Source organism: Bacillus sp. FSL K6-0138 (genome assembly GCF_037982765.1).
Lineage (GTDB): Bacteria > Bacillota > Bacilli > Bacillales > Bacillaceae > Bacillus > Bacillus glycinifermentans.
This window is the reverse complement of the sequence record NZ_CP150286.1, coordinates 1512992-1534021: the sequence shown is the minus strand read 5'-3', so window position 1 is coordinate 1534021 and position 21030 is coordinate 1512992. Positions and strand designations below refer to the sequence as shown.

The following is a 21030-nucleotide window of genomic DNA, read 5'->3' as shown; positions in this document are numbered from 1 at the left end:
AAACGGCCCATCCCCCTTTATCCGGGGAGACGGGCCATTTTTCGTTCCGCTTCCGTTCTGAGCTTGTAAAAATACTTGACGATTTCGTGTTCGCGGTCAATGACCGGTACCATTTTTAAGAGCCGGCGTCTGCCCGTCCTTCTATCTATCATTCCGAGCATTCTGACAAGAACTTGTTCAGACGACAATGTTTGATTAATACTGTTTGTGAAATACTCGTCAAGCGCAGCAAAAAATTGGTATCGATAAAAATGTCCGTCTTCATTTGCCTGATGCAGGGCTTCGTCATAAATCCGCTCGTTTTCCGTTACATCATCAACATTTCTTACGCTATTGGATCGGGACTCTATTTCGGTCGTTTTGTTTATCGCTGTAAGCGTGCACATGCTGAATATATCTTTCCCGTCCACATTAATGAAAGCCCTCCCCATTTAATCATGGGCTTTTCGATATGCCGTAACGTGAAAGTTCACCCGATTTTTTAGACTTTCGCATATCAAATCGTCCAATCGCCTTTTATCTTTGCTCCATCTTCTCATGAACTTCCTCCAAAACGGCAAAAAGGATAGCCGGCGGCATTCCCTTGCTATCCTTTTGCATTATTTATCTTTCACCCTTTTGATCGGAATATCTTTCAATAGCTCCATGACCACATGGCCGCCCATGATTAAGCCGGCGACTGACGGAACAAAGGCGTTTGATGACGGCGGCATCTGCGCTTTGCGGATTTTCGCCTCATCATTTCCGACGACTTTGCGGACGTCTTCGCGGATCACGATTGGGCTTTCATCGGAAAAGACGACTTTAATGCCTTTTGTAATGCCTTCTTTGCGCAGTCTCGTCCGAATCACTTTTGCAATCGGATCTGTGTGCGTTTTTGAAATATCGGCGACTTGAAACCTCGTCGGATCCGTCTTATTGGCCGCGCCCATGCTTGAAATGATCTTGATGTTCCGCTTGAGGCACTCCTTCATTAAATGGATCTTATAATGAATCGTATCCGAGGCGTCGATCACATAGTCAGGTTCATAGGCAAAAAACTGCTCATACGTTTCTTCCGTATAAAACATCTTTAAGGCGATGCAATCGCATTCCGGGTTGATATCGGCGATCCTTGCCTTCATCAAGTCAACCTTGGGCTGGCCGACCGTCGAAAGCAGCGCGGGAAGCTGACGGTTGACGTTTGTGATGTCAACGTCGTCTTTATCGACCATTACGATTCTGCCGACTCCGGAGCGGGCGAGCGCTTCTGCCGCGAACGAACCGACGCCGCCGATTCCCAAAACGGCAACCGTGCTGTTTTTTAAAATTTTCAATCCTTCTTTGCCAATCGCTAATTCATTGCGTGAAAACTGATGTAACAAGAATCTCACTCCATCTTTATATACAGTTACCGATAGTATCTTATCATAATCGGGTCATTAAACAAGCTGTCTGTTCAATTTTCATTCATATTTTTGCTTTTGTCTCATACACTTTTCTAAGTATGGCCAAAATTTTCAAACTACAAAAAAGTCCCGATTGTGCCGTTGCCGCATTCCTTCGTTTTGATCCCGCTCTCGGCAGGTGGGTGTTCTGTTCCAAACTTTGCAAGTCCTCCGGTTTCGAGTGAAAAGAGGCATTTACTCCGTTTGAAAACAATGAACTCCCAAGTAAAGAAATGTTCGGTCAAAACTAGGTGTACAACAAACACATCAGGACTTTATTTGTTAAAAATGATATCATACGTCCCCTTGATTTTCAATGGGATGAACAGCCGTATATTTTACAATTTACTGTCGAACTTTGCGGTTGATTGACAGGTGCAGCTCATCGAGCTGGGCGCTGTCAACTTCGCTAGGAGCTTCCATCAACAGACAGCTTGCGCTTGCTGTTTTCGGGAAGGCGATCGTATCTCTCAAATTGGTTCGGCCGCTGAGCAGCATCACAAGCCGGTCAAGGCCGAGCGCGATTCCGCCGTGCGGGGGAGCCCCGTATTCAAACGCCTCAAGCAGGAAGCCGAACTGTTCTTTCGCCTCTTCCTCAGATAAACCGAGAAGCGCAAACATTTTCTCCTGAACGTCTTTTTCAAAAATACGGATCGATCCGCCGCCCAGCTCATAGCCGTTTAAGACGAGGTCATAGGCTTGAGCTTTCATGTCTTCCGGATTCGTGTCGACCAGTTCCAGGTCTTCCCGGACAGGCATCGTGAACGGGTGGTGCGCCGCATAGAAGCGTCCTTCTTCTGAGTCATACTCAAGAAGCGGCCAATCCACAACCCATAAAAAGTTGAACAAGCTTTCATCGATCAGTTTCAAATCTTTTCCGAGCTTTAAGCGCAGTGCGCCGAGAGCGTCATTGGCGACTTCCAGCCGGTCTGCGACAAAGAGGATGAGGTCCCCTTCCGCCGCGTTTAGCGCTTCAGCGAGCGCCTGTCCTTTTTCATCCTGGAAGAACTTCGCAATCGGCCCTTTTAAACCGTCCGCTTCGGCTTTCAGCCATGCCAGTCCTTTCGCCCCGTAGTTTGCGGCGAATTCGCCGAGCGCATCGATGTCTTTCCGCGAATATTTGGATGCTGCCCCTTTTACGTTTATTGCTTTGACTGCGCCTCCATCTGCCACGGCTGACGCAAATACTTTAAAATCAGAGTCCTTTACGGTTTCTGACACATCGGTCAACAGCATGCCGAACCGTGTATCAGGTTTGTCTGAACCATAAAGGTTCATCGCATCTTGATAAGACATTCTCGGCAGCGGCAGCGGGATTTCAATGCCCCGTGTTTCCAGCAGCACCCTGGCGATCATCTCTTCAGCAAGCTTCATGATGTCTTCCTGGCTCATAAACGACATTTCGATATCGATCTGCGTAAACTCCGGCTGGCGGTCGGCGCGCAAATCTTCATCCCTGAAGCAGCGAGCGATTTGATAGTAGCGGTCAAAACCGGACACCATCAATAGCTGCTTGAAAAGCTGCGGGGACTGCGGCAGTGCGTAAAATTCGCCTTCATGAACGCGGCTCGGTACGAGATAATCGCGCGCTCCTTCAGGCGTTTTTCTTGTCAATACCGGTGTTTCTATATCGATAAAGCCGTTATCGTCAAGGAAGCTGCGGACGGCTTTCGTAACGTTATGCCGCATTTTTAACGTGTTGTACATCTCCGGCCGCCGCAAGTCGAGATACCTGTGCTTCAATCTGACGTCTTCAGACACTTCGGAGGCCTGGTCACTGATCGCGAAAGGAGGCGTTTTTGCCGCGCTCAGCACGGTGACCGATTCAGCCTGGATTTCAATTTTGCCTGTTTTCAGGTTGGGATTGACCGTGGCTTCTTCGCGTGCGACGACTTTGCCCGTGATGTCAAGCACGTATTCACTGCGGATCGTTTCCGCCGTTTTGAGCGCATCTGCGGAAAGATCGGGATTAAAGACAACCTGAACGATGCCGGATCGGTCTCTTAAATCGATGAAAATCAGACCTCCGAGATCGCGTCTTTTTTGAACCCATCCTTTTAGTACAACGGTTTCTCCAATCGCCTTCTCCGTGATTTCGCCACAATAATACGTTCGTCCAAACAAAGCGTTCCTCTCCTTTACCTTTCAGTGTTTGCTTTCATAAAACGGATGAATTTGTCAAGTTTGATTTCCTGTTGTTCTCCCGTTTTTGCATCTTTGACATTGATTTTGTTGTCCTTGAGTTCATCTTCGCCTAAAATCGCGATATATTTTGCGTTGAGGCGGTCGGCCGCTTTAAACTGGCCTTTCATTTTTTTAAATTCGTAATCGATGTCGCCGGAGATTCCTTCCTCCCTCAGCTTGTAGAGAAGGGATACGGAATAGTCCTTCGCCTTTTCCCCCAGCGTCACGATATAGCAGTCGAGTCCTTCATCGACAGCAAGCTTCACATTTTCGGCGTCAATTGCGGCAAGCAGGCGCTCGATGCTCATCGCAAAGCCGATGCCCGGCGCTTTCGGTCCGCCGATTTCCTCGGTAAGGCCGTCATAGCGGCCCCCTCCAGCGAGCGTCGTGATGGCGCCGAAGCCTTCTGCATCACTCATGATTTCAAAAGCCGTATGGTTATAGTAGTCAAGCCCCCTGACGAGGTTCGGATCCACTTCAAACGAAATCCCGATATCTGTTAAATATTGCTGAACCTTTTCAAAGTATGCTTTCGATTCGTCATTTAAATAATCAAGAATCGAAGGAGCCGTTTTCAAAAGCTCATGCTCTCTGTCCTTTTTGCAATCCAAAATCCTGAGCGGGTTTTGCTTGAGGCGTTTTTGGCAGTCTCCGCAAAACTCATCAATGCGCGGCTCAAAGTGGCGGATCAGCGCTTCCCTGTGCGCAATGCGGCTCGTTTTGTCGCCAAGGCTGTTAATGACGAGCTTCACATTTTGCAGACCGGCTTTTCGGTATACGCTCATCGCCAGGGCAATGACTTCCGCATCGATCGCCGGATCGCTCGAACCGATCGCTTCGACGCCGAATTGATAGAATTGACGGTAGCGCCCGGTTTGAGGCCGTTCATAGCGGAACATCGGTCCGATATAATACAGCTTTGTCGGCTGCGTCGGATTCGCAAATAGTTTATTTTCAACAAACGAGCGTACCGCAGAAGCCGTACCTTCAGGACGAAGCGTGAGGCTTCTCCCTTTTTTATCTGCGAATGTATACATCTCTTTTTGAACGATATCCGTCGATTCTCCTACACCCCGTGAGAATAATTCTGTATGTTCAAAAATCGGCGTCCTGATTTCTTTATAGTGATATGCATGACAAGTCTCTCTCGCAATGTTCTCGACATATTGCCAGCGCTCTGATTCTCCGGGGAGGATGTCCTGTGTTCCCCTTGGAATGTTAAATGCCATTTGTAAAGCCTCCTCTTTTTCATACCTGTTTTCTCTTCTGAAAAATAGAAAAAACCCCCGAGCCTACTATAAAACCAATAGTAGGGACGAGAGTTATACCCGTGGTGCCACCCTAGTTGGAACTGCCTGGCAGTTCCCGCTTTCATTCCTTTAACGCAGGTTCACGTCCGCCGCCTAATTGCTCCGAAAATAAGCTTTCAGCGGGAAACCTTCGGAGTGTTCATTCGGATAAGATACCGTGCAGACCGCTTTCAGCCCAGGGCGGTTCCTCTCTTTTCACGTACTCTTACCTACTATTCTCCATCTTCAGTTCTAACTTATATGTACACTAATTTATATTATAATACGAGTGTTACGATTGTGTGTCAACCCTAAATGCGGTTCTTTTTATTCTTGATCGATTCTTTTGACGTCAGGCCGAGCTCTGTTGCCGTTTCTTCCAAATAACCGATATGCTCAGGATCAACATGATCCTTAAGATGCAAATTCGCTTCTTGTTCATGAATCGCTTTTCCCATACAATGATCATACCTCATCTCGCAACATCCTTTAGATCGCTTTTTTCTATAGTATAAACAAATCATTTTCATTTTATTAAAAAAACAGCAAGGAATATACGATATAAAGGAAGAAGTACTGTTTTCAAGTTTTCTAAGAAAGGAGGAGATGAAGAATTATTATGCGAAAGAGTGCAATCTTGATCCTCTCGATGATCCTGATCGCTCAAGCGGCCTTATATACATCATCCAATACAGCTTCTGCGGCCATAGGAGAAGCCGTGGTCGCCACTGATAAGATCAACGTCAGAAGCGGACCCGGATTGAGCCATGACATCGTCAGCGTCGTCAAGCGGGATGAAACATATCCGATTCTGGAGGAAAAAGGAGACTGGATTCAAATCCGGCTTTCCGGCGGACAAAAGGGCTGGGTCGTCTCTTGGCTCATTAAGAAAAAAGGACAGGCATCAGGCGGATCTGTATCCTCCGAAGCAAAAAGCGGACAAGTAACATCCACCGCTACTGACTTAAGAATCAGAAAAGGGCCCGGCACTTCATACGAAGTCAGCGGAACGTTCCCTAAAGGGGAAAAGGCCGCTCTCCTAAAAACGGACGGAAGCTGGGTCAAGATCTCCTATCAAAATGTAACGGGCTGGGTTCACTCCGACTATGTCTCCGGCGGTACTTCTGCAAATGAATCGTCCTCAAGCGGCGCTTCTCAAAAATCAGGAACTGTCGGCGTCTCGTCCCTGAATGTCAGAAGCTCGGCTTCCCATCAGGCTGGAATCATCGCCTCGCTGAAACGAAATACGGCAGTGACGATTTTGAATGAACAGCACGGGTGGTATGAAATCGAGTTCAACGGACAAAAAGGCTGGGTCGCAAGCCATTATATTTTGACGGACGATGGAAAGAATTCCGGTTCCGAAAACGCCGGCAGCGCATCCAGCTCAGGCTCAGGCGAGAATGCGACCATCGTGTACGACGGTACGAATATCAGAAGCGAGCCGTCGACTTCATCATCTGTCGTTAAACGCGCCAGAAAAGGCGAAGCTTACCCCATTACCGGGAAAAAGAGCGACTGGTATGAAATTGCCCTGCCGAACGGAAATTCGGCATATATAGCAAACTGGGTCGTTCAGACGTCTGATCAATCAGGATCTTCCGGAGACTCAGGCGATACAGAGCCTCCTTTATCAAAGCCGTCCGGCTCAAGCGATTCGATCAAAAACAAAACGATTGTCATTGATGCGGGTCATGGCGGACATGACAGCGGGACAATCGGTACGCGGGGAACGCTCGAGAAAAGGCTGACCATCAAAACGGCGAAGCTTCTTGCAGCAAAGCTGAGGGCAGACGGAGTCAATGTCTACATGACACGCAATGACGATTCTTTCGTCAGTCTGCAGTCGCGTGTTGCGACCTCTCATTACCGCAATGCCGACGCATTTATCAGCATTCACTTCGACAGTTTTGCAAATGCCTCTGTAAGGGGAAATACGGCCTATTATTACAGCCCGTCTAAAGACAAGGGGCTGGCCGCAGATGTTCAGTCCGAAATCGAAAAACAGTCGCCTCTGCCAAGCCGCGGCGTCTTATTCGGGGATTATTTCGTACTAAGGGAAAACAACCGCCCTGCCGCTCTGTTTGAGCTCGGCTACTTAAGCCATCCCCAGGATGAAGCGATCGTGAGCACAAACGGTTATCGCGAAAGAGTGACGGACGGAATCAGGAACGGTCTTGAAAATTATTTTAATTAAGAAAGCAGGCGGCTCCGCCTGCTTTTTTCGTTATAGTTCTATGTAATTCCCTATATCAAAAAACCTGTTAGAACAGATTTACTGCCTGAAATTCGCGAACGGACAGCTTCTTTCCTGCAAATTTCGACATAAAAAAGCCGCCATAAGGCGGCTTTTTTACGCTTTTGAATCCATAATAAAGGTTACTGGTCCGGAATTTGTCAACTTGACATCCATCATCTCGCCGAACCTGCCCGTTTCGACAGGCACCCCTTTTTCCCGAAGAAGGGTGTTCCATTCCTCGTAAAGCTTACGAGCTGCATCCGGTCTGGCCGCTTTTGTAAAATTCGGCCGGCGCCCCTTTTTCGTATCTCCGTACAATGTAAATTGAGATACCGACAGAACAGAACCTCCTACATCCAACAGGGAAAGGTTCATTTTTTCGGCTTCGTCTTCAAAAATTCTGAGGTTGACGAGCTTTTCAGCTAAATATTCGGCATCCTCCCTCGTATCATCGTGAGTCACGCCGACAAGCACGAGCAATCCGAGTCCGATCTTGCCGACAATCTCGCCGCCGACTGTGACGCTCGCATCTGTGACGCGCTGAACAACTAATTTCATGACGATTCCCCCCTAATTCATCACCCGGCGCACTGAATAAATATCCTTAATCTGCTTAATCCGTTCGACCACTTTGTGCAAATGGTTGATATTTTGGATAAAAATGGCCATATGGATCGTGGCCACTTTGTTGCGGTCCGATTTTCCGGAGACGGATGAAATATTCGTTTTCGTTTCATTGACGGCTTGAAGTACTTCGTTCAGCAAGCCGCGGCGATCATAACCCAAAATTTCAATTTCGACATTGTATTCTTTTCTCCGCTGCGTTTGCGGCTCATGCTCCCACTCGACCTGAATGAGCCGGTCAAGCGCTTCATTTGTCAAAACATTCGGGCAGTCTTCACGATGCACGGACACGCCCCGCCCCTTTGTAATGAATCCGACGATCGGATCGCCCGGAACGGGATTGCAGCATTTGGAAAGGCGGATGAGAAGGTTGTCGACGCCTTTTACGCGAACGCCGGCTTCGCGCTTTTTCCCTTGATAAGGCTTCGTTTCAGCCGTCACTTCCTGAACGGTTTTCACCTGCTCTTCCTGGTCGCGCATTTTCCGTTCTTTCTCCGTCAGGCGGTTGGCGACCTGAGCTGCCGTAATGCCGTTATAGCCGACAGCCGCATACATATCCTCTTCATTAGAGAAGTTAAACTTATCGGCCACTTTTTGCAGGTTCTCGGGAGTCAGCACGTCTTTTACATCAAAATCGAGGTTTTTAATCTCTTTTTCAACGAGCTCCCGCCCTTTTTCAACGTTTTCTTCCCTGCGCTGCTTCTTGAAGAACTGGCGGATCTTATGCTTCGCCTGGGACGTCTGGGCAAGGTTGATCCAGTCTTGGCTCGGACCGTAGGAATGCTTGGACGTCAAAATTTCAACGATGTCCCCGGTACGCAGCTTGTAATCCAGCGTGACCATTTTGCCGTTCACCTTGGCACCGATCGTTTTATTGCCGATTTCCGAATGAATTCTGTATGAAAAATCGATCGGCACGGAGCCTGACGGAAGCTCGATGACGTCGCCTTTCGGCGTAAATACGAACACCATATCGGAAAACAAATCGATTTTAAGTGATTCCATAAACTCTTCGGCATCGCTTGACTCGTTTTGAAATTCCAAAATCTCGCGGAACCAGGACAATTTTTTCTCAAAGCTTGCATCATCATTGACGCTCTTGCCTTCTTTATACGCCCAGTGCGCGGCAATTCCGTACTCGGCGATTTCGTGCATTTCGAACGTCCTGATCTGCACTTCGAGGGGATCGCCTTTCGGACCGATGACTGTCGTATGCAGCGACTGATACATGTTCGGCTTCGGCATTGCGATGTAATCCTTGAACCGTCCCGGCATCGGCTTCCAGCACGTATGAATAATGCCTAGAACAGCGTAGCAGTCTTTGATGCTGTTGACCAAAATTCGCACTGCGAGCAAGTCATAGATTTCGTTGAATTGCTTATTCTGCATGGCCATTTTTCTGTAGATGCTATATATATGCTTTGGACGGCCTGAGAACTCCGCTTTAATGTTGACTTCTTCGACGCGTTTTTTTACCTCGTTTACGACTTCTTCGACGTACAATTCTCTCTCGGCCCGCTTTTTCTTCATTAAATTGACAATCCGATAGTACTGCTGCGGGTTTAAATACCGCAAAGCGGTGTCCTCAAGCTCCCATTTTATTTTTGAAATCCCAAGGCGATGCGCCAGCGGAGCAAAAATTTCCAGCGTCTCATTCGAGATTCTCCGCTGTTTTTCCTGCGGCAGGTGCTTCAGCGTTCTCATGTTGTGAAGGCGGTCAGCCAGCTTAATCAAAATAACGCGGATATCCTGAGCCATAGCCACAAACATTTTCCGGTGATTTTCCGCCTGCTGTTCTTCCTGTGATTTATATTTAATTTTCCCCAGCTTTGTGACGCCGTCGACGAGCATTGCGACTTCTTCGTTAAACGCTTCTTTTAAATCTTCGAGCGTGACGCTCGTATCTTCAACGACATCGTGGAGAAGTCCGCCCGCTATCGTTGCAGGGTCCATTTCCAAATCGACCAGAATGCCCGCCACCTGGATCGGATGGATAATGTACGGCTCACCCGATTTGCGGTACTGTTCGCGATGTGCGTCTTCCGCATACTGATAAGCCTTTTTTATAAAAGCAACATGTTCATCGGAAAGGTAAGATTTCGCCTTTTCGATGACTTGCTCAGCAGTTAATACTTGTTCGTTCGCCATGGAATCACCTTTTTTATAATTGAAAAACTGTATTGTAATTATTATCAAGAAAAATGTCACAGATGTAAAGAGAAGAAATAAAAAAGAACACACCGGCGTGCAACATTTTTTGGAATAGGAAAAAAGCACCCGCTTTTTATGAGTGCTTTTTATAGTATAAAATTTGTTTAGTATTGCATCAAGGTTAAAATATCATATCCGTCAAGTTTGCTTCTTCCTTCCAGATACGTCAGCTCGATCAAAAATGCGATTCCTGCCACAATGCCGCCGAGCTCTTCGACAAGCTTGATCGTTGCATCGATCGTTCCCCCTGTCGCGAGAAGGTCGTCCGTGATTAAAACGCGCTGTCCCGGTTTAATGGCATCTTTATGGATGGTCAGTACATCTTTTCCATATTCCAGGCCGTAGTCGACTTTGATCACTTCACGGGGCAGTTTTCCTTCTTTGCGGACGGGCGCAAAACCTACTCCGAGAGCGTACGCGACCGGGCAGCCGATGATAAAGCCCCTCGCCTCAGGACCGACGACAAGATCAATTTGTTTTTCTTTCGCATAGGTGACAATTTGATCAGTCGCGTAGCGATAGACTTCTCCTTTATCCATCAATGTTGTAATATCTTTAAATTGTACGCCTTCCTTCGGGTAATCCGGTACAATTGTTACATATTTCTTCAAATCCATCTGTTTTCATGTCCTCCTCATACTTTCAAAGCTTCAGAACTCTCATTCATCCGCTTATTCAGCCACTGTTTAAGCTCATCCGCCGAAGAATAGACGAGCTTTTGCTCCAATTCAATCAGGCGCTGTTTTTTCCGGTACGTTTCAGAATCTGTTAAATCCCGTTTTGCCGCACCATGTACAACAGATAAAACACCATTCTCTATTGTAACAAAACCGAGCTCAAAAAACACCTTTGTCATAAAATCGATTGTATCTTTTGTCCACCCTTTATGCCTGGCCAGCTCTCCGCCGTATTTCGCCAGGTCAAAAGAGCCTCTTTTCAGAAGAAAAGCATAATACCATTTAAAATAATCCCTTGTCGGAAATGTGGAAAAAAAGTGATCATCAGATTGGTTGAAAATTAAATACATCCGCTCCAGCCGTTTTTCTTTTACAGCATGGTCAAATATATCAATCGATTGCGGCGTATCGATAAAAACGGCATAGCGATTATGTAGATCGAGCTTCATTGCCTCTTCTTCGCTTCTGATCACGATCAGCTCATCACGCAGGCCGGTATCCGCCAGTTTTGTTTTTGTTTCCTCCCGAAAACAAATGAATGAACGCTTTTCAGGGTCCAATTTCAGAATTTTTTCTTCCCATGACCGCTTTCCTCTTAAATCAAAGAGCTGCCATTCTTTTACGGCTGCATCTTTTATCATCAATTGCGGTTTTTTTCTATTGTTCCATTCGTTGATCGACAGTTCGCCGACGAGAGAAATCTTCGCTCCGGGAACGACGTTTTCTTCGATTTCCCCTTTATAAAAACCGACGCAGTCCAGCTTTGCCTGTCCATCGGCAAGCATGAGCTTCAAGTGATTTTGATTGGCGCCGATTTTTCTCGCTTCTTCGATTTCGGCCTCTTCCACGAGTACGAAAGGCTTCGGGTTTCCCGTGCCGAATGGAGCGAGCATATTCATTTCAGCGATGCTGTCAACCGTAATATCCTCCAAGCGGCAGCAAAGGTCGACTTCCTGCACGGGAATGAAATCTTCCTCCGTCAAGACGGCTTCGGCCTGACGATTGATCCTTTCCCTCAGTACCTCGACGTCTTCCTGATCGAGCGTCATCCCGGCCGCCATCGGATGGCCGCCGAAATGCGGAAGGATGTCCCGGCATTCCGAGAGGTTTTGAAACAGGTCAAAACCTTTGATGCTGCGCGCAGATCCTTTGGCGATGCCTTTTTCTTCATCGATTCCGAGCACGATGGCCGGCCGGTAAAACCGTTCGACAAGCTTTGAAGCGACGATCCCGACCACTCCGGGATTCCAGCCGGGCTGCGCAGCTACGATAACTGATTGGTCAAGACCTTGCTCCTCTATCATTTGAACAGCTTCATCGGTGATCTGATTGACGATTTTTTGCCGCTCTTTATTTAAGCTGTCAATTTCTGCGGCAAGCTCTTCCGCTTCTGTTTCATCCTCTGTGTTCAAAAGGTGAACGGCCGGATCAGCCTGCTCAATTCTGCCGACGGCATTGATGCGGGGCGCGATTTGAAAACCGATCGTTTCTTCATTCGCCTGCTGAATCTCCGCTCCCGCGATCTTCGCCAGCGCTTTTAAGCCGGGCCGCTTCGTTTTCTTAAACTGTGCGATGCCAAGCTTGGCGATGTGCCTGTTCTCATCATGAAGCGGCACAAGGTCGGCAATCGTCCCGATGGCGCACAAGTCGAGCAGCTCTTCGGGAACCTCTCCGAGAAGCGCGTGGGCAAGCTTGAATGCCACCCCGACGCCGGCAAGCTCTTTAAACGGATAGCTGCAGCCGGGCTGCTTCGGATGGACGATCGCATACGCATCAGGTAAAACCGATCCCGGTTCGTGGTGGTCGGTGATAATCAGGTCGATACCGAGTTCTTTGGCGACATCCGCTTCATGAACGCCGGCAATCCCTGTGTCCACCGTGATGATCAAAGAACAGCCCTGTTCTTTGAACTGGCGGAAAGCGGCTTCATTGGGACCGTAGCCTTCTTTAAAACGGTCCGGTATATAAAAATCGACGTTTGCTCCAAATGTTTTTAAAGCCTGCAAAAGGACGGTCGTACTTGTCACACCGTCCGCATCGTAATCTCCATAAATCATCATCTGTTCGTGTTCCGAAATTGCCTGTTTGATTCGCCGTACAGCTTTTTCCATATCTTTTAGCAGATAGGGATCATGAAAGACAGCATCTTTGCCATATAAAAACGAAGCTGCTTTATCGGCTGTATCATAGCCTCTCATGACAAGCAATGAGGCGGCAAGGGGAGTGATGCCCAATTCTCCGGAAAGCGACTCCACCTTTTCTTTGTCGGGCGTTTGCATGTCCCAACGCATTTTTGACGCTAACATAAATTCACCCCTCAACCACCCTATTATACTAGAGTCGGCTGAGGGGATTCAATTTTTTCGTACATTCTTCAGTCGTTCGAATCAGCGGATGCGCGCGGCTCTGCCTCAGCTTCCGATTTTTTTGCCTGTTCTTCTTTTCTGAGCGCCCTGAGCTCCCTCTTCAGTCTCATCAACTGAAAAGCGCCGGCAGAGCCGATGATGAGCGCACCCATCAGCACCGAAACCAAAATAACTAGAATCAAAGGCCATTCGGCTGTTGCGAACAGAAAATCGACCTTTACAGGCTCTACATTGATAACCGCAAAAATCGCGACGACCAGCGTAAATATAAGTGCAGCAATTAACGTCCATTGTTTGTTCATCATAAATCACCCCATTCACGTAGCAATGCTCCATTTGTAAACAAGAAAACAAGGCGCACCTTTATAAGAACACGCTTACATATAAATTACCCTGACGCGGTCAGCTTTTCCTGAATGAGGCGTCTTAATTCTTTTTTTTCTCCGGAAATCACCAGCGTATCACCTTCATTCATCATCGTCTCTGAAACCGGGTTTAGAATTTTGTCACCGCCTTTTTTGACGACGCCGATCACGGTGACGCCGTAGTGTTTGCCGATTCCGAGGGAACTGATCGTTTGCTGTGCGGCCTCTGATCCAGCTTCTATTTTAAACCATTCGATTGCCAGCTCATCAATGGCAGCTTCGACTGTTTCGATTGCCCTTGGCTTGTACGCGACGCCTCCGAGGATCGCCGATATTTGCCTTGCCTCATCATCATCAAAGCACATGGATGACACGCATTCTTCATCATCATGTTCATGGAAGTGATACAGCTCTCTCATTCCGTTTTCATGAAGAATAATCGTTATCTTTTCCGCGTCGCGCGTAAACATTTCTACTTTTCTGCCGATGCCGGGCAGATCAAATTCGCGCATTCTCATAAACGTCCACCTCTTCTGTGTTATGTCCTTAAATACGTGCGTGTTCGGAGTCTAGTCATTATAGCAAAAGTCATTTTTAAGATCAATCAGGCCGATAAACAGCTAAAAAGGACTGTCCAGAGCATGGACAGTCCTGATGTTTAGTCTTCTTTCGTCTTTTGTTTCGGTTTCTTTAATTCCCGGCCTTTCCATACAAGCCAGATTTGGGCTGCGATGTACAGTGATGAATATACGCCGCTTAAAAGACCGACCAAGAGCGCGATCGAGAAGTTTCGAATCGACGGAGCGCCAAAAATGAGAAGCGTGATGACAACGATGACGACGGTCAGCACCGTATTCACCGAACGGGTGAAAGTTTGCTGCAAGCTTAAGTTTACGATATGCGACAGATCGCTGAACGTTTTCGGCTTGCGCTTTTTCACATGCTCTCTGATTCTGTCAAATGTAACGATCGTATCGTTGATCGAATAACCGATAATGGTCAGTACCGCGGCAATGAACGTAACATCAACCTCGAGCCTTGTGAGGCTGAAGACGGCGATGATGAAAAATGCGTCATAAAGCAATGAAGCAATCGCCGCAATCGCCATCTTGTATTCGAAGCGGATCGATACGTACAAAATGATCCCGATCGAGGCGATGATCACCGCATAAAGCGCGTTTCTTGCCAGCTCCTTGCCGACGGTCGGCGATACGGTGCTTACGTTCGGCTCGCTGCCGTATTTGTCTTTAAAATAGTCTTTCACTTCGGCAATTTTCTTTTGGTTCGGTACGCCTACAAACCTAGCGACACCATGATTCTCTTTTTCTCCTGAGAGGACGATCGAATCGGGTTTGAGCCCGAGATGTTCAAAATCGCTTTCGAGCTGTTCGGCTGACAGCTTATGGCCGCTTTGAACTTCGATTCTTGCCCCGCTGGAGAAATCGATGCCGAGGTTCAGCCTGAATATAAGCAGAACGACGATTCCCGCGGCAAGGAGTATGCCGGAAAACGCGAAGAACCATTTGCGCTTGCTGACAAAATCCCATTTGTCAAACGGCGTCGGCGGCTCCGTATGTTCATCCGTTTTTGTGATATCCAAGATGTCTTTTTTCCGGACGCCGAACCAGCCTTTTTTCCTGTCGAGCCAGCGGCTTTCAACGAGCAGGCCGAGCAAAAATCTCGATAGGAAAACGGCCGTGATAAAGCTTGTCAAAATCGACAGAACGAGCATCGTCGCAAACCCTTTGACAGAGCTTGTCCCGAAGGCGAATAAAACGGCTCCGGCCAGTATCGTCGTAATATTCGCGTCAAAAATCGTCGCGAACGACCGCCTGTTACCTGCCCTGAAAGCGGAGCGAACCGATTTTCCGAGCTTGATCTCCTCTTTGATCCGCTCATAGGTAATAATGTTGGCGTCAACAGCCATACCGACCCCGAGGATAAGCGCCGCGATCCCCGGAAGTGTGAGGACGGCGTTCATCCAGTCAAAGATCTGCAGGGTGATATAGATGTAGACTGACAGCGTAATGACTGCAATCAATCCAGGCAGACGGTAATAAAAAAGCATGAATAAGAAAATAATAGCGATACCTACAGCTCCGGCAAACACAGTATCGTGGAGAGCCTGTTCCCCAAACTGCGCACCGACTGATGTCGAGTATTTCTCAGTCAATTTGACGGGAAGGGCTCCGGCGTTCAAAATGCTCGCCATGTCTTTGGCTTCCTGAATCGTGAACTTCCCTTCGATCATAACGTCTGAGGTATTCAGCACCTGGCTTACGTTTGGTGCAGAAATATATTTGTGATCCGCCTTTTGCGATTCCTTCTTAAATGAATCGCCTTTTTTGTAGTCAAGCCAGATGACAAGCTGGTTATTCGGCTGCATGGCCAGGACTTTCTTCGTCACTTCGCCGAACTTGTCCGCATCCTTCAGCTTGATCGTAACGATCGGTTCATTCGTATCCGGCTTAAACGACTGCTTTGCGCCGTTTTCGACGAGATCCGAACCGTTCAGAAGCTCCTTGTCATTCGTATCCCTGAAGGTAAGCTCGGCCTGTGTTGATAAAATTTCCCGCGCTCTGTTCTGATTGTGGACGCCTGCAAGCTGAACCCTGATCCGGTTGTTTCCTTCAATTTGGATGTTCGGTTCGCTTACGCCCAGCACGTTCGCCCTTCTGTTCAGCGCCTCAACCGTGCTGACGAGGACGTCTTTGTTGATCTTATCGCCTTTTTTGGCAGGGTGAACTTCATACAAAACCTCAAAGCCGCCTTGAAGATCAAGGCCGAGACTGATGTTTTCGGCAGCCGGCTTCGTTAAAATTCCAAGTCCAGTACCGATCAATAGAACGGTAAGGAAAAACGCAATCAAGCGTCCTTTTTTCATTATGTATTTCCTCCTTAAATCAACCCAAAAAATCGACGTTCACTTCAGCAGCTCGTCGAGCATGTCCTGCCCTTCTTTGCTGTCGAGTAAATTAGACGTTTTAAACGATTCTACGGTTGCATAGTTCATAAATTCGCCAATTTTCACTGATAAAATATCGTCAGCCAGCTGATGAATTTGGACATCCTTATGATTCTTCCATTTCTTATTCAATAAGTATGACCATAATTCCTTTATTTCAATATCATCATAACCCAGGATCATAAATTCTTCCAGCTTGCTGAGAAGAAAAGGCTTTAAATGGTCTTTATACATATCAGCCGGATGTTTGTCCATGCAAAGCCACGCTCCTTTCACATTTTTTCAGAGAGACTTGTCATGCTTGGACGATGTATGCGCATATCTTATTGTATATGATTAAAGGTTGTTTGAGAAGGCAGGGGACTAAGAAATGACCAAGCAAACGTTTTTAAAAGGCACGCTCATTTTAATAGCAGCAGGTTTGATTACGAGAATGCTCGGCTTTATCAACCGGATCGTGATCGCAAGATTCATCGGCGAGGAAGGCGTAGGCCTTTACATGATGGCGGCACCGACGTTTTTCCTCGCGGTGACCCTTACCCAATTCGGCCTCCCCGTCGCCATCAGCAAGCTCGTGGCGGAAGCTGAGGCCAGGGGCGACCGCAGGAAAACGAAGCAGATTTTAGTCATGTCGCTGGCGATTACGGGCGCGCTCAGCGCGCTCATTACCCCGGTGTTCCTTATTTATGCGCCGCTGATGGCCGAAACGCTTTTTACGGATGAAAGAACGCTTTATCCGCTTTTGGCTGTCACGCCGGTCGTCCCCATTATCGCGGTTTCCAGCGTGCTGAGAGGCTATTTTCAAGGAAAACAGAATATGAGGCCGCTTGCCGTTTCCCAAGTTCTTGAACAGATTGTCCGCATCTCGCTTGTGGCCGTCTGCACAACGGCATTTCTGCCGTTCGGCATCGAGTTTGCGGCAGCCGGGGCGATGCTGTCTTCTGTCTTCGGAGAACTCGCTTCCCTGCTTTATTTGTTTATCGCTTTTAAATATAAAAAGAAAATCAGAATTCGAAAACGGTTTTTTCAGTCATTGAAATCGGGGCGGAGCACGTTTTTTGAGCTGATGAGCGTCTCGCTTCCGACGACCGGCAGCCGGTTTATCGGGAACTTGTCCTGGTTCTTTGAACCGATCGTTGTCGCTCAGAGCCTTGCGATCGCAGGCATTGCCGCTTCAGCGGCAACCAGCCAGTACGGGGAGCTGACGGGATTCGCCTTGACGCTGCTCACCCTTCCGAGCTTTATCACGTATTCGTTGTCAACGGCGCTCGTTCCCGCCATCAGCGAAGGGATTGAACAGAAAAAAATGCACATCGTCGAATACCGGCTCGAACAGGCGATGAGGCTTTGTCTGTTAAGCGGGGGAATTTCGGTCGTGATCTTGTTTTCATATGCGGATGAGCTTGTCAGCGTCATGTATGGATCGGCAAACGCATCCATCTATGTCAAAGTCATGGCTCCGTTCTTTTTATTTTATTACTTCCAAGGGCCTCTCCAGGCCGTTTTGCAGGCGTTAAATTTGGCCGGTGCGGCGATGATGAACAGCCTGGTCGGGGCGGTCGTCAAAACGGGGCTGATTTTCGTGCTTGCTTCACGGCCTTCGCTCGGCATCATGGGGGCTGCACTGGCAATCGTCACCGGCATGATCCTCGTTACGCTTCTGCATGCGGCGACGGTCAGCAAAGTCCTCCCCATCAGCATCAATCTGAAGGAATACATGATGTCGTTTGCCGTCATTTTCCTATCCGGATGGTTGAGCTTGTGGATGAAACAGCACCTTTTCCTTGAGCAGTCCGAACCGGTGCGTCTTCTCTTTTGTGTCATGCTTTCGAGCTTTCTGTATATGTTCCTATTGATCGCGTTCAGGCTTATCAAAAAAGAGGAAATCCAGCGGTTTCCTCCGTTCGGCCGCTGGATTTCGTAGCTTGTTTACGGTTTGTGTTCATCTTTAAGGTCAATAAAAAAAGTGCCGTTGTGATACGTGCAGAAAGAAATGCCGGAAAGGCTGCGGTACCCCTTTTTTTCGAGCATTCGCTCAAGCCATCTGCGATCTTTCCCGATCTGTTCCAAATGTTCATGTTGAACGATTCCGTCAACAATAAGCGGCAGTTCAATCCGGCTGTCTGTACTGTCTTTTGTAAACACCGAAAGCTCGCCGGTCGGCTCCAATATCGCATATGCTACATCCGCAATCCGCTCGATGTTCTTTTCTCTCAGCTGTGTCAAGAGGTCGTCGAAGTTATAGCGCTGGCTTCTCATCGCCCGTTCGTCAATTTTTCCGCGGTCGATGATAATCGTCGGTTTTCCATCGAGAAGATGGCGGATTTTTTGGCTTTTCAGCGACAAGTATGAAAAAAATACTTGAATCAGTGTCAATACAAGGATCGGCACAATCGTATGAAAAATGTTGTCGTCGATTTTTTCAATGGCCAAAACGGCAATTTCGGCCATCATGATGAACACGACGAGATCCAGTATGCTCAGCTCTCCTATTTCTCTTTTTCCCATTAAGCGGAACAGGACGAGAATGAGGACATACAAAAAGATCGTCCGAAATACAAGAGTGATGACCTCTTCCAAGACGGCCGCCTCCTTTTTCTGAATCTTTTTGTCATAGCGTTTGTTAAAAACGTGCTTTTATGTACAAAAAGCAGGGAAGGGCTTAGTCTATTTCGGGACCGGCCGGAATACATTTAAAAAGACGAGCCCATCCATTTCCAGAAAGGAGGTATGTGATGAACGAGCCAAAACAAGTAGGCAAAGGGATTCTGTACAGCTTAGTCGTGATGTTTGCCCTCATGTTTGCGGGAAGCCTTGTAGTATCTCTTTTACTAACATTAACATCATTAACGGAAAGCTCATTCAGCTGGTTCATTACCGCCATATCTTTTATTACGTTGTTCATCGGCGGCTTTATTTCGGGAGGGAAAGCAAAGGAAAAAGGATGGCTGATCGGGGCGTTGACAGCCCTTTGTTTCTCGCTTACGGTGCTTTTGTTTCAATATTTAGGCTTCGGCGAGGCTTTCAATGTCAAGCAGGTGCTGTACCATGCCGGATTCATGGGCGTCAGCGCGCTGGGCGGGATATTCGGGGTCAATCTTCACGGGAGCCGCGCCTAGGGAGGCTGAGAAAAAGCGAGGGAGCGGATGAATTTCCGCTCCCTCGCTTTTGCTTATGTATAAGCAGGCTCATCGTTCCCTATTCGGCTGCCGCCTCTCTGATTGCGCGGCGGTCGAATGTCAGGCGGGTACCATCGCCGGTTTTGATCACAACTTTGTCTTCGTCAAGCGAATCGACGATACCGTGCAGGCCGCCGATCGTTACGACCTTATCCCCTTTTTTCAGCTCCTCCTGCATTTGACGGACAGCTTTCTGCTGCTTTTGCTGAGGGCGGATCAACAGGAAATAAAGAACCGCAAACATTAAAATAATCGGAAGTAATGTCCCAAGCATCTCCATTATTTTTTTCACCCCTTTCAATTGGTTTGATCGCTTACCTCGTTTATGTGGCTAGAAACTTTTAGCATTCGGTTTATTAAATCCGTACCGCTCAAAGAACTCTTCGCGGAAATCACCTAAACGATCTTCACGAATGGCATCTCTCACTTGCCCCATTAATTTTAACAGAAAATAAAGATTATGATAAGAAGTTAAACGAATTCCAAACGTTTCATTGCAGCGGATCAAATGCCTGATGTACGCCCGCGAATAATTGCGGCACGTATAGCAGTCGCAATGTTCGTCAATCGGTCTGAAATCCCTTTCATACTTGGCATTTTTGACGACGAGCCGCCCTTCGCTCGTCATGAGCGTTCCGTTTCGCGCGATTCTCGTCGGCAGCACACAGTCAAACATATCAACGCCGCGTATCGCGCCGTCAATAAGAGAATCAGGCGAGCCTACTCCCATCAAATACCTCGGTTTGTCCGCAGGAAGCAGAGGCGTCGTAAACTCCAATACGCGGTTCATGACATCCTTTGGTTCGCCGACGGATAGTCCACCTATAGCATAGCCCGGGAAATCAAGGGAAATCAAGTCTTTTGCACTTTGTTTTCTTAAATTTTCATATTCGCCGCCCTGAACGATTCCGAACAGCCCTTGGTCGCCAGGCCGTTTATGAGCGGCAAGGCACCGTTCCGCCCAGCGGCTCGTCCGTTCAACCGACTTTTTCATATAATCGTATTCTGCCGGATAAGGCGGGCATTCGTCAAAAGCCATCATGATATCGGAGCCGAGGGCGTTCTGAATCTCCATCGCTTTCTCCGGAGATAAAAACAGCTTATCCCCGTTTAAATGATTGCGGAAATGAACGCCTTCCTCTTCAATTTTGCGGAATTCGCTCAATGAAAACACCTGGAAGCCCCCGGAATCGGTCAGAATGGCGCGGTCCCAATTCATAAATTTGTGAAGGCCGCCCGCTTCTTTGACGATCTCATGTCCCGGCCTCAGCCACAGGTGGTACGTGTTGCTTAAAATAATGCCGGCGCCCATTTCTTTCAGTTCTTCGGGCGACATCGTTTTCACGGTGGCAAGCGTTCCTACCGGCATGAATGCCGGCGTTTCGAATGAGCCGTGGGGGGTATGCACTTTCCCCAGCCTGGCTCCTGTTTGTTTGCATGCTTTTATGAACTCATAGCGTATCGGTTGCTGCGACAAAATATGAGCCCTCCAATCTTTTGAAAT

Annotated in this window: 19 protein-coding genes, 1 other RNA gene and 1 other annotated feature; of the genes, 3 read left to right on the top strand and 17 right to left on the bottom strand. The window is 47.9% G+C overall.

Translation table 11 applies throughout. The features are described 5' to 3' along the window. Positions 1 to 17: 17 nt before the first annotated feature. The 6 genes from MHB78_RS08310 to MHB78_RS08285 all read right to left on the bottom strand — a co-directional run bounded on the left by MHB78_RS08310 (position 18) and on the right by MHB78_RS08285 (position 5376). Complete coding sequence (locus tag MHB78_RS08310) at positions 18 to 410, bottom strand: hypothetical protein (RefSeq protein ID WP_052948550.1); 393 nt, start codon at positions 408 to 410, stop codon at positions 18 to 20. A 189-nt stretch (positions 411 to 599) separates the two neighbouring features. After that, complete coding sequence (locus MHB78_RS08305; protein WP_046132112.1) at positions 600 to 1364, bottom strand: tRNA threonylcarbamoyladenosine dehydratase; 765 nt, start codon at positions 1362 to 1364, stop codon at positions 600 to 602. Between the two features lie 146 nt (positions 1365 to 1510). After that, positions 1511 to 1704, bottom strand: a non-coding RNA gene (ssrS, locus tag MHB78_RS08300) — 6S RNA. A 68-nt stretch (positions 1705 to 1772) separates the two neighbouring features. Further along, a complete protein-coding gene (aspS, locus tag MHB78_RS08295; RefSeq protein WP_046132111.1) occupies positions 1773 to 3551 on the bottom strand; it encodes an aspartate--tRNA ligase in 1779 nt (592 codons plus the stop codon). A gap of 14 nt (positions 3552 to 3565) precedes the next feature. Further along, the gene (gene hisS / locus MHB78_RS08290) at positions 3566 to 4840 is read right to left on the bottom strand and encodes a histidine--tRNA ligase (protein ID WP_046132110.1); all 1275 of its coding nucleotides are present in this window, start codon (positions 4838 to 4840) and stop codon (positions 3566 to 3568) included. A 79-nt stretch (positions 4841 to 4919) separates the two neighbouring features. Then, positions 4920 to 5156, bottom strand: a binding site (T-box leader). A 55-nt stretch (positions 5157 to 5211) separates the two neighbouring features. Then, the gene (locus MHB78_RS08285) at positions 5212 to 5376 is read right to left on the bottom strand and encodes a YrzK family protein (RefSeq protein WP_340033847.1); all 165 of its coding nucleotides are present in this window, start codon (positions 5374 to 5376) and stop codon (positions 5212 to 5214) included. A 143-nt stretch (positions 5377 to 5519) separates the two neighbouring features. Here MHB78_RS08285 and MHB78_RS08280 point away from each other — a divergent pair, with 143 nt between their 5' ends. Beyond that, positions 5520 to 7097: an SH3 domain-containing protein gene (locus tag MHB78_RS08280; protein ID WP_046132109.1), complete on the top strand. Its 1578-nt coding sequence runs from the start codon at positions 5520 to 5522 to the stop codon at positions 7095 to 7097. A 156-nt stretch (positions 7098 to 7253) separates the two neighbouring features. On the opposite strand, the gene dtd is transcribed toward MHB78_RS08280, so the two are convergent. The 8 genes from dtd to MHB78_RS08240 all read right to left on the bottom strand — a co-directional run bounded on the left by dtd (position 7254) and on the right by MHB78_RS08240 (position 16602). Further along, on the bottom strand, positions 7254 to 7697 hold the full coding sequence (gene dtd, locus MHB78_RS08275) for a D-aminoacyl-tRNA deacylase (RefSeq protein ID WP_046132108.1): 444 nt from the start codon (positions 7695 to 7697) through the stop codon (positions 7254 to 7256). Between the two features lie 12 nt (positions 7698 to 7709). Beyond that, the gene (locus MHB78_RS08270) at positions 7710 to 9911 is read right to left on the bottom strand and encodes a bifunctional (p)ppGpp synthetase/guanosine-3',5'-bis(diphosphate) 3'-pyrophosphohydrolase (RefSeq protein ID WP_046132107.1); all 2202 of its coding nucleotides are present in this window, start codon (positions 9909 to 9911) and stop codon (positions 7710 to 7712) included. A gap of 167 nt (positions 9912 to 10078) precedes the next feature. Then, positions 10079 to 10591: an adenine phosphoribosyltransferase gene (locus tag MHB78_RS08265; protein WP_046132106.1), complete on the bottom strand. Its 513-nt coding sequence runs from the start codon at positions 10589 to 10591 to the stop codon at positions 10079 to 10081. Between the two features lie 17 nt (positions 10592 to 10608). Beyond that, positions 10609 to 12957 carry a single-stranded-DNA-specific exonuclease RecJ gene (gene recJ, locus MHB78_RS08260; protein ID WP_046132105.1) on the bottom strand — a complete coding sequence of 783 codons (2349 nt, stop codon included), beginning with the start codon at positions 12955 to 12957 and terminating at the stop codon, positions 10609 to 10611. A gap of 68 nt (positions 12958 to 13025) precedes the next feature. Next, the gene (locus MHB78_RS08255; RefSeq protein ID WP_046132104.1) at positions 13026 to 13319 is read right to left on the bottom strand and encodes a lipopolysaccharide assembly protein LapA domain-containing protein; all 294 of its coding nucleotides are present in this window, start codon (positions 13317 to 13319) and stop codon (positions 13026 to 13028) included. Positions 13320 to 13405: 86 nt separating this feature from the next. After that, positions 13406 to 13900, bottom strand: a complete 495-nt coding sequence (locus MHB78_RS08250) for a cation:proton antiporter regulatory subunit (RefSeq protein ID WP_046132103.1) — start codon at positions 13898 to 13900, stop codon at positions 13406 to 13408. Between the two features lie 140 nt (positions 13901 to 14040). Next, positions 14041 to 16266 (bottom strand): protein translocase subunit SecDF, encoded by a 2226-nt coding sequence (secDF, locus tag MHB78_RS08245; protein WP_046132102.1) that lies wholly within the window; start codon positions 16264 to 16266, stop codon positions 14041 to 14043. Positions 16267 to 16305: 39 nt separating this feature from the next. Beyond that, positions 16306 to 16602: a post-transcriptional regulator gene (locus tag MHB78_RS08240; RefSeq protein WP_046132101.1), complete on the bottom strand. Its 297-nt coding sequence runs from the start codon at positions 16600 to 16602 to the stop codon at positions 16306 to 16308. A 115-nt stretch (positions 16603 to 16717) separates the two neighbouring features. On the opposite strand from MHB78_RS08240, the gene spoVB reads away from it, so the two are divergent. Then, on the top strand, positions 16718 to 18271 hold the full coding sequence (spoVB, locus tag MHB78_RS08235) for a stage V sporulation protein B (protein WP_046132100.1): 1554 nt from the start codon (positions 16718 to 16720) through the stop codon (positions 18269 to 18271). Between the two features lie 5 nt (positions 18272 to 18276). Here spoVB and MHB78_RS08230 read toward each other — a convergent pair whose 3' ends face one another. Continuing rightward, complete coding sequence (locus MHB78_RS08230) at positions 18277 to 18927, bottom strand: DUF421 domain-containing protein (protein ID WP_046132099.1); 651 nt, start codon at positions 18925 to 18927, stop codon at positions 18277 to 18279. A gap of 155 nt (positions 18928 to 19082) precedes the next feature. Between MHB78_RS08230 and MHB78_RS08225 the strand changes: the two genes are divergently transcribed. Next, the gene (locus tag MHB78_RS08225) at positions 19083 to 19466 is read left to right on the top strand and encodes a TIGR04086 family membrane protein (protein ID WP_046132098.1); all 384 of its coding nucleotides are present in this window, start codon (positions 19083 to 19085) and stop codon (positions 19464 to 19466) included. Between the two features lie 79 nt (positions 19467 to 19545). Here MHB78_RS08225 and yajC read toward each other — a convergent pair whose 3' ends face one another. Then, on the bottom strand, positions 19546 to 19809 hold the full coding sequence (gene yajC / locus MHB78_RS08220) for a preprotein translocase subunit YajC (RefSeq protein ID WP_099047116.1): 264 nt from the start codon (positions 19807 to 19809) through the stop codon (positions 19546 to 19548). Between the two features lie 48 nt (positions 19810 to 19857). Beyond that, on the bottom strand, positions 19858 to 21003 hold the full coding sequence (tgt, locus tag MHB78_RS08215) for a tRNA guanosine(34) transglycosylase Tgt (protein ID WP_046132096.1): 1146 nt from the start codon (positions 21001 to 21003) through the stop codon (positions 19858 to 19860). Positions 21004 to 21030 lie beyond the last annotated feature (27 nt).